At 52.8% G+C, this 7,242-nt stretch carries 4 protein-coding genes and 1 pseudogene; 2 read left to right on the plus strand and 3 right to left on the minus strand.

Annotated features, from left to right (window positions below; genetic code table 11):
* Together R2601_RS26135 and R2601_RS26140 are read left to right on the plus strand one after the other, a co-directional pair.
* On the plus strand, positions 1 to 1,789 hold a 1,789-nt coding region (locus R2601_RS26135), incomplete at its 5' end, for an ATP-dependent nuclease (protein WP_217626375.1).
* Positions 1,771 to 3,726 (plus strand): UvrD-helicase domain-containing protein, encoded by a 1,956-nt coding sequence (locus R2601_RS26140; RefSeq protein WP_083793955.1) that lies wholly within the window; start codon positions 1,771 to 1,773, stop codon positions 3,724 to 3,726. The genes R2601_RS26135 and R2601_RS26140, both read left to right, overlap by 19 nt.
* 27 nt (positions 3,727 to 3,753) lie before the next feature.
* Here the strand turns inward: R2601_RS26140 and R2601_RS19215 are convergent, their stop codons facing one another.
* The 3 genes and pseudogenes from R2601_RS19215 to istA all read right to left on the minus strand — a co-directional run bounded on the left by R2601_RS19215 (position 3,754) and on the right by istA (position 7,190).
* Positions 3,754 to 4,686 carry an IS5-like element ISRssp5 family transposase gene (locus R2601_RS19215; protein WP_007791754.1) on the minus strand — a complete coding sequence of 311 codons (933 nt, stop codon included), beginning with the start codon at positions 4,684 to 4,686 and terminating at the stop codon, positions 3,754 to 3,756.
* 527 nt (positions 4,687 to 5,213) lie between these two features.
* Positions 5,214 to 5,891 carry an IS21-like element helper ATPase IstB gene (istB, locus tag R2601_RS25625; RefSeq protein ID WP_040544500.1) on the minus strand — a complete coding sequence of 226 codons (678 nt, stop codon included), beginning with the start codon at positions 5,889 to 5,891 and terminating at the stop codon, positions 5,214 to 5,216.
* Positions 5,875 to 7,190 (minus strand): annotated as a pseudogene (istA, locus tag R2601_RS19220) (IS21 family transposase). Before istA ends, istB begins: the two are co-directional and overlap by 17 nt.
* Positions 7,191 to 7,242: the final 52 nt, after the last annotated feature.

Genomic DNA, 7,242 nt, shown 5'->3' on the forward strand with positions numbered 1-7,242 from the left:
GTCTTGTATGAAGGTCAAGTACGACGAGAATGACGATATTAGCACTTTGTCCAACTTTATGTTAGATCTGGATGACACGCGGCGGCATGCAAATATTCTTTTAGAGTGCGAAATTGACCGAGACAAGTTGGTGAGAGACCAGCCTGAACCTGGCAAAAAGCGTAAAAAATTTTTCGAAAACACTTTGAGCTCATATTTGAATACAAAGATCTATGCTTTCGATGATTACGGGCATGATGCCGAAGCTCATGGTGCTTATTACCTTCAGGAGCGCAATCAGCTTCAAGAGAAAAGGCCGGAAGAGCTCAAGAGATTATTACACTTTCAGGTCATTCATGCTCGGCGCAATGTGGCTAGCTCCGAAGAAAGTGGTAGAAGCTCAAATCCACTCGGATCTATATCCACTCAATTCTTGAAAAGGAAAAATTCGGCTCGTGATAAGCAGGGCCTGACCGAAAATGATAAAGACGAAGCGCTTAAAAAGATTGATGAGCTTTTGGAAAATACCGACACCCGTCTCGATGGAGAGTATTCAGAGGTGTTTGGAAAGTTTCTTCAAAATGCAAGTAAGTTTTTGAACTTGAGGGAGCTTAAGGTAATATCTAACTTGCAATCGCAGACGCTGATCGAGAACTCTTCTAAAATTGTGTTTGGCGTTGACGAAAATAAACTGCCTGAGAATCACAATGGTCTTGGCTACCTGAATATTCTGTACCTTCTTCTCACCATGGAAATGGTCAAAGAAGAATTTGAGGCTCGTCAAGCAACACTGAACTTTCTAATAATTGAAGAGCCTGAGGCTCACACGCACCCACAAATGCAGTACGTTTTTGCAAGCCAAGTCAGAGAGTTGATTGATGAAATTCCTCGCTTGCAAGCTGTTGTAACTACTCATTCTTCGCACATTGTTTCGAAATCGGAGTTTGAAGATATTAGGTATTTGGCGAAAGCTGCCAACCAAACAAACGTAGAGATAAAGAATTTCCATACCGAACTAAGCAGGAAGTTTACCGCGCTTCATGGCGGCGAAGAAGGAGCTTTGCTATTTAAATTCTTATCACAATATTTGAGCATTCAATCGTCTGAACTATTTTTCGCTGACAAAGCCATTTTCATAGAGGGCACAACCGAACGTATTCTGCTACCTCTCCTCTTAAGCAAACATGACAGCGGTCCAGTTGGCGAAGCACCTCTCTCTTCTCAAAACATTAGCGTATTGGAAGTTGGAGCAAATGCTAAAGCTTTCGCACCATTTTTGGAGTTCCTAGGAATAAGAGGCTTGGTAATCACCGACATCGATACGACAGTTAAGGTACAGAAAGATAAAAAAGCTATTTGGCAGGCGGCCCCTGTCGCCAAGGGAACCAACACATCCAACGCGACCCTGAAGTTCTTTTTCGACGCGCCAGAAAAACCGGAAGACTCTGGGCTGCCCCTTTGGGTGAAAAAACTTAAATTACATGAACTTAAAATTCTGCCTGCACTCAGAAACCTTCACGTTGCCTATCAGTCTGAGGAAGATGGATATCATGCGAGAAGCTTTGAGGATGCGTTTATTGCACTGAACCTTAAAGAGATCGCTGCAAGAAAAGAGAAACTCAAGGGATTGAAGAATAAGCACAAAATCGACGCTGTGGGAGATATCGACTTCTACAAGTTGACGAACGATGTTATTGACAAAAAGTCTGACTTTGCATCTTCGATCTTGTTTGAAGCACTAGCAAATGGCCAATCGTGGCATGTTCCCTCATATATTTTGGAGGGCTTGAAATGGCTTCACAAGAAATAGAACCGATCGAAGAAATTCTTGCGCATATTGGGCGCCACCGAAATTTCGTCCTTCAAGGCGGTGCGGGTAGCGGCAAGACAGAAACCCTAAAGCAGTTAGTCCAAAGAATAACAGACGGATCATCGCCCAAGCGAGTGGTATGTATCACCCATACCAACAAAGCAGCAGATGAGATATCTGAGCGAACTTTGGGTAAGGCAGACGTTTCGACGATTCATGCCTTTCTTGGTGCGTTAATTCGACCATACAAAGCCAACATTAAGGCTGTCTTACCCGAACTTTTTACTCTTTCCCATTTCGAGCGCTCCGGCGAAGAAGAGCACGGGGAAACCAGTAAGGACAAAGCAAAAACCGAACACGAGCGCTTCAAGAAATCGCACGAGACGTTGGAAAAGCGACGTCAAATTGTTTTGGATTTGAAGACCGAAAAGGTCGTGGGAAAACGAGAGTACGATAAAAGCCCAGAACTATACATTGCGTCTCACAATCAATTAGTCGACGAGGTGAACGCCAAAATCGAGGAGATGATTCATTTAGTCGACGCCAGATCCATTAAGTACAATGAAACACCCTTCAATAGCTTTAGAGACCCATCATTCGGGCATGATGGTCTAATCACCATCGCAAGTTTGATGCTCCAACGCTATTCAAATTTGAGGAAGATCCTATCTGATAAGTTTGATTGCATATTTATTGATGAGTATCAGGATACGCATCCCAACGTTGTACAGTCTTTGGTGCAAGCGAGTGCTGATAGCAGCTTAATTTTGGGACTATTTGGAGACTCTGAGCAAGCGATTTATAGCGACGGCATAGGTGACGTCGAAAGCTACATAGCTAATGGAAAATTCGCCCTTGTTCAGAAATCTGATAATTTTCGTTGTTCTCCGCAAGTCATTAAGGTGGCAAATTCCTTTCGCTGCGATGGTTTAGTGCAAAAGGTCGCGCTGAAGTGCCTAGATGATGGCACTTTCGAAACACGTCTTTGTAGAGAAGGCAGCGTTAAGATGTACTTTGCGATGGCTCCCGAAAAAGTGCCGCTGGAGGGGGAAAGCAAGACAGAAACAAATAGTCGACACAATGCAACCTGCGCTGAGTTGCGTGATAGACTTGTCGAAGCCGTTGTTGATAAACATCCGACTTTCACCCAACTCAAGCTTACCAACAAATCAATTGCTGCAGATGTTGGCTTTGGCACTTTGTGGGATATCTTCGATGCAACTTATCAAAGTCCGAGAGAGGAGATAAAAAGAACGTTAAATAGGCTTCAATTCGAACAGCTCTTCGAGATCAAGAATCTTTATGAATCTTTGCCGGGTGATAGACGGGCCTACAATCGGCTGATTGAGATTGTCAATCGCTCGGGCATAAATATTAGAACCATAGCGGATAAGTATAATGCTTCACGCGATTTGGAGCGTTTGAAGGATCCAAATTTGACAGCGTATGAAGCTGTCAACTTCGCCATTGAGCGAGGTTTCATTTCTAAATCAGATAGCCATCAATCCTTTCTTGTAAGATCCAATGATTTTTTGAAAGAATTTGAGATTGATGATTGCATCCAGGCATTTCGAAAGCTTTACGATAATGGTGCAAACACCAAGGCTCGAATGCTTAAGAGGCTGAACGATGAGGAGCTGCCGTATTTAGATCTATCCATTGTGGAGGGTAGCTTTGAAACTTTGAAACGAAAGGTTGAAAAGCACACCTTCTTGACGCGGCTATTTTCTTCCGATTTGAAGCTGTCGGAGGTCTTTTCATTTTATGAGTATGAAGCGACGGACGGCATTTTCGCTACAATGCACAAAACCAAAGGTACGGGGATTGAAAACGTATTAGTCATTTGTGATGAGTATGGCTGGATTTCGGAGTACGACTTCTCAAGCTGCTTTACAGGTCAAAAGCCACATGGCGTTGTTGGACAAATCAGCTGGTGACCGCAGTCCCCCTTTCCCCAGACACACCTATCCTGCGGCCACGGTCATCGGGATGCCGAGAGCCGTGAAGCGGTTCATGACCGCCGCGCGGATCTGGACCTCTGCCACTTGGCGGTCGAAGTCCCGTGACATCAGCCGCTGGCCGAGCTGCTTCACGCAGTTCATTTTCGTTTCGACCCGGCTGCGGCGGTGGTACCCGCTCCAATTCCGCCAGAGCGCCCTGCCCAGGTGCTTTGACGCCCGCAGGATTTCGTTGCGCGCCCGGGCTCCGGCAGTGTCCGGCTCCCATGGCCTCGCGGTCCGCCTCGGCGGAATGACCGCTGCCGCGTCACGGGCGGCGATGGCATCGTGGCAGGCGCGCGTGTCGTAGGCGCCGTCGGCCGTCACCGTGGCGATCTCCTCCTCCGCCGGAATCTGGGCGAGCAGATCTGGCAGCATCGGCGCATCGCCGACATTGCTGGACGTGACCTCGATGGCCCGGATCTCCAATGTTTGCTCGTCGATCCCGAGGTGGATCTTGCGCCACACACGCCGTTTCGAGCCGCCATGCTTGCGCGTGTGCCACTCGCCTTCGCCCTCCACCTTGATGCCGGTGCTGTCTACTAGCAGGTGAAGCGCCCCCTTGGAGCCGCGATACGGGATGCTGACGTCCAAGGTCTTCTGACGACGTGACAGCGTGCTGAAGTCAGGAACGGACCACCCCAGCCCGGACAGTTCCAGCAGGCTCGCCACGAACCCCGTCGTCTGGCGGAGCGGCAGCCCGAGGAGGACCTTGAGGGTGAGACAGGCCTGGATTGCGGCGTCGCTATAGGTTTGCTGGCGACCGCGCCGCCCGGACGGCGCCGCTTTCCATTGCATCAAGGGATCGAACCAGACGGTCAGCGATCCGCGCCGCCTCAGCGCCTGATTGTAGCTGCGCCAGTTGGTGGTCTTGTAGGTCGGCTTCGGAGGTCTGCTCATGCTGCCCGGCTAGCATGCTGGATTCACGAGATGAATCCCCTAGATTTGCGCAACAACGCCAAGCCACATACCAAGCGTGAAAGGCAATCTCGAAAGCTCCTATATGTCGCGTGCTCACGCACCAAATCAAATCTTGCGTTCGTTCGCCTGATTTCGAATGCTGAAGAGCTCAACTATTTGAAAACGGTCTTTGACGACTTTGAACAGGTTTCTCTTCCATAAAGAGAGCTGGCGGTTAAACAGGTTTTGGTTCGCGCCAAAGCTGCCGTTCGTTTTTGATGCTGGAATGGCAGCTTTGGGGAAGCTGCGCTGCAGCGAGCCACCGACTGGCTAATGTCCGCTGGAGTTCGGGAGCGACGGGTGCTGCTGCCTGTTAGGTGCACGGATCGCTGCGGTGCCGTAGGTCCGCTGTCAATCGGCAGCGAACTTTGACCCCCTTCCGGCGTCCAATAATGACCCCCTCGTTTGGCACAGCTTGCCCGGGGCGGCGTAGCCCCTAAGTCGCGCAGCCGGCTCGGGCAAGCTGATCAGGCGCGTGTCTTAAAGCGCCAGCTCTCGTTGCCGGTTTCGATGATGTCGCAGTGGTGGGTGAGGCGATCCAGAAGCGCGGTTGTCATCTTTGCGTCGCTGAAGACGCTGGGCCATTCACCGAAGTCCAGATTGGTGGTGACGATGATCGAGGTGCGTTCGTAGAGGCGACTGATCAGGTGGAACAGCAGTTGCCCGCCTGTCTGGGCGAATGGCAGGTAGCCAAGCTCGTCGAGGATCACGAAGTCCATCCGACAGAGGAGATCGGCGATGCGCCCTTGCCTGTCGTCGCGTGCCTCGGCATCGAGCTTGTTCACCAGGTCGACGACGTTGAAGAAGCGGCCCCTCTTGCCGCTGCGGATGCAGGCCCGGGCAATCCCGACAGCCAGATGCGACTTGCCGGTCCCGGTGCCACCGATGAGCACGACGTTGCGCTGCTGCTCGAGGAACTCCGCGCTGACGAGGACGCGCACCAGCGTCTCATTGACCGGCGTCTCCTCAAAGTCGAACTCGTTGACTTCCTTGGCAAGTGGCAGCTTCGCGATGGTCATCTGGTATTTGATCGAGCGTGCCTGCTTCTCGTTGATCTCGGCATGCAGAAGGTCGCCCACGATCTGCTGAGGTTCGTGTTGACGCTTCACCGCGGTCGCGATGATCTCGTCATATGCCGCCCTCATTCCGTAGAGCTTGAGCTGGCCATCGCGTCCAGAACCTTTGATCTTTCCATGATCTCGTCTCCTGAGGCTGTCGTAGCGGGTGCAATCGGCAACCGGCTGGCAGCGTAGGCGCAGCGCGTCCGGCGTGGTGATTGTCAGGGGTGGCGCGGGTTCCCGACGGCGCGCCAGAATGTTGAGAACAACGGCGGAGGAATGCACGCCTTCCTCGAGCGCTTCAGCGCACGCTGCTTCGACAGCATCCAGCCCATCCGTCAGAACCGCGCTGAGAACATCCACCATCTGCCGATCGCCATTGGGTGCTCTCCCCAGCTTGCGCTGGACCCGCCGCATGGCAGGTGGCAGCTCCCACTCCTTGAAGGGGGCGCCATTCCGCAAGGCGCCGGGTTTCCGTGCGAGCACGGGGATGTAGTGCAGCGGGTCGTAGACATCTTTGCCACGTCTGAAGACGCGCGCATGCTCACCCACGAGCTTGCCATCCTGCCAGAGCTCGACGCGTTCAGCATAGGCGCGGATCTCGACGGGACGGCCGACGGCATGAGCCTCGACCGAGTAGCGGTTGTTGTCGAACCGGACGAGGCAGGTCTTCGAGACCGAGGCCGGCACCGCATGGTATCCGTCGAAGGGGCCAGCATAGGGCACAAGGCTTGGGCGCTCAGCCTCGAAGACGTCCCAGGTCGATCGCTCGCGCAGCTCGGGGTGCGGGTGGGACTTGGCCCAGGCCAAGCAGCGATCTCGCAGCCAAGCATTCAGTTCGGCAAGGCTTTTGAAGCGCGGTCGCGGCACGAAGAAGCGCCGGCGCACGACACCGACCTGGTTCTCGACCTGGCCTTTCTCCCATCCCGATGCAGGCGTGCAGGCCACCGGATCGACAAGGTAGTGCCCGCACATCTGTTGGAAGCGGCGATTGTAGGCACGCTCCCGGCCAACGAAGATCGTCTCCACCGCTGTCTTCATATTGTCGTAGATGCCCCGCGCACAGGCGCCACCGAAGAACGCAAATGCCCGGTCGTGTGCGTCGAAGACCATCTCTTGCGTCTCGCGTGGATAGGCCCTGACGAAGAGCATTCGACTATGGCACAGCCGGACATGAGCGACCTTGACCGTCATACTCACACCATCGATCAGGACGATCTCGTGGCTCCAGTCGAACTGGTAGGCTTCTCCAGGCGCGAAGGTCAGCGGCACATAGGCGGAGGCTGATGCCTCACGTTCCGACCTCGCCCACGCCGCAGCATAGCGCCGCACCGCATCGTATCCGCCTGCGTAGCCGAGGACCTGCAACTCCTCGAACAGACGGATGCGGGTGAGCCGGTCGCGCTTGGGCTGCGCGCGTTCTCCTCAAGCATCCGAT

Origin of the sequence: Salipiger bermudensis HTCC2601 (assembly GCF_000153725.1) — a bacterium.
Taxonomy (GTDB): domain Bacteria; phylum Pseudomonadota; class Alphaproteobacteria; order Rhodobacterales; family Rhodobacteraceae; genus Salipiger; species Salipiger bermudensis.

Bases quoted from the DNA above. Each gene is read 5' to 3' on its own strand.
- istB (WP_040544500.1), bottom strand. From the start codon at position 5,891: ATGAGGGCGGCATATGACGAGATCATCGCGACCGCGGTGAAGCGTCAA.
- R2601_RS19215 (WP_007791754.1), bottom strand. From the start codon at position 4,686: ATGAGCAGACCTCCGAAGCCGACCTACAAGACCACCAACTGGCGCAGC.
- R2601_RS26140 (WP_083793955.1), top strand. From the start codon at position 1,771: ATGGCTTCACAAGAAATAGAACCGATCGAAGAAATTCTTGCGCATATT.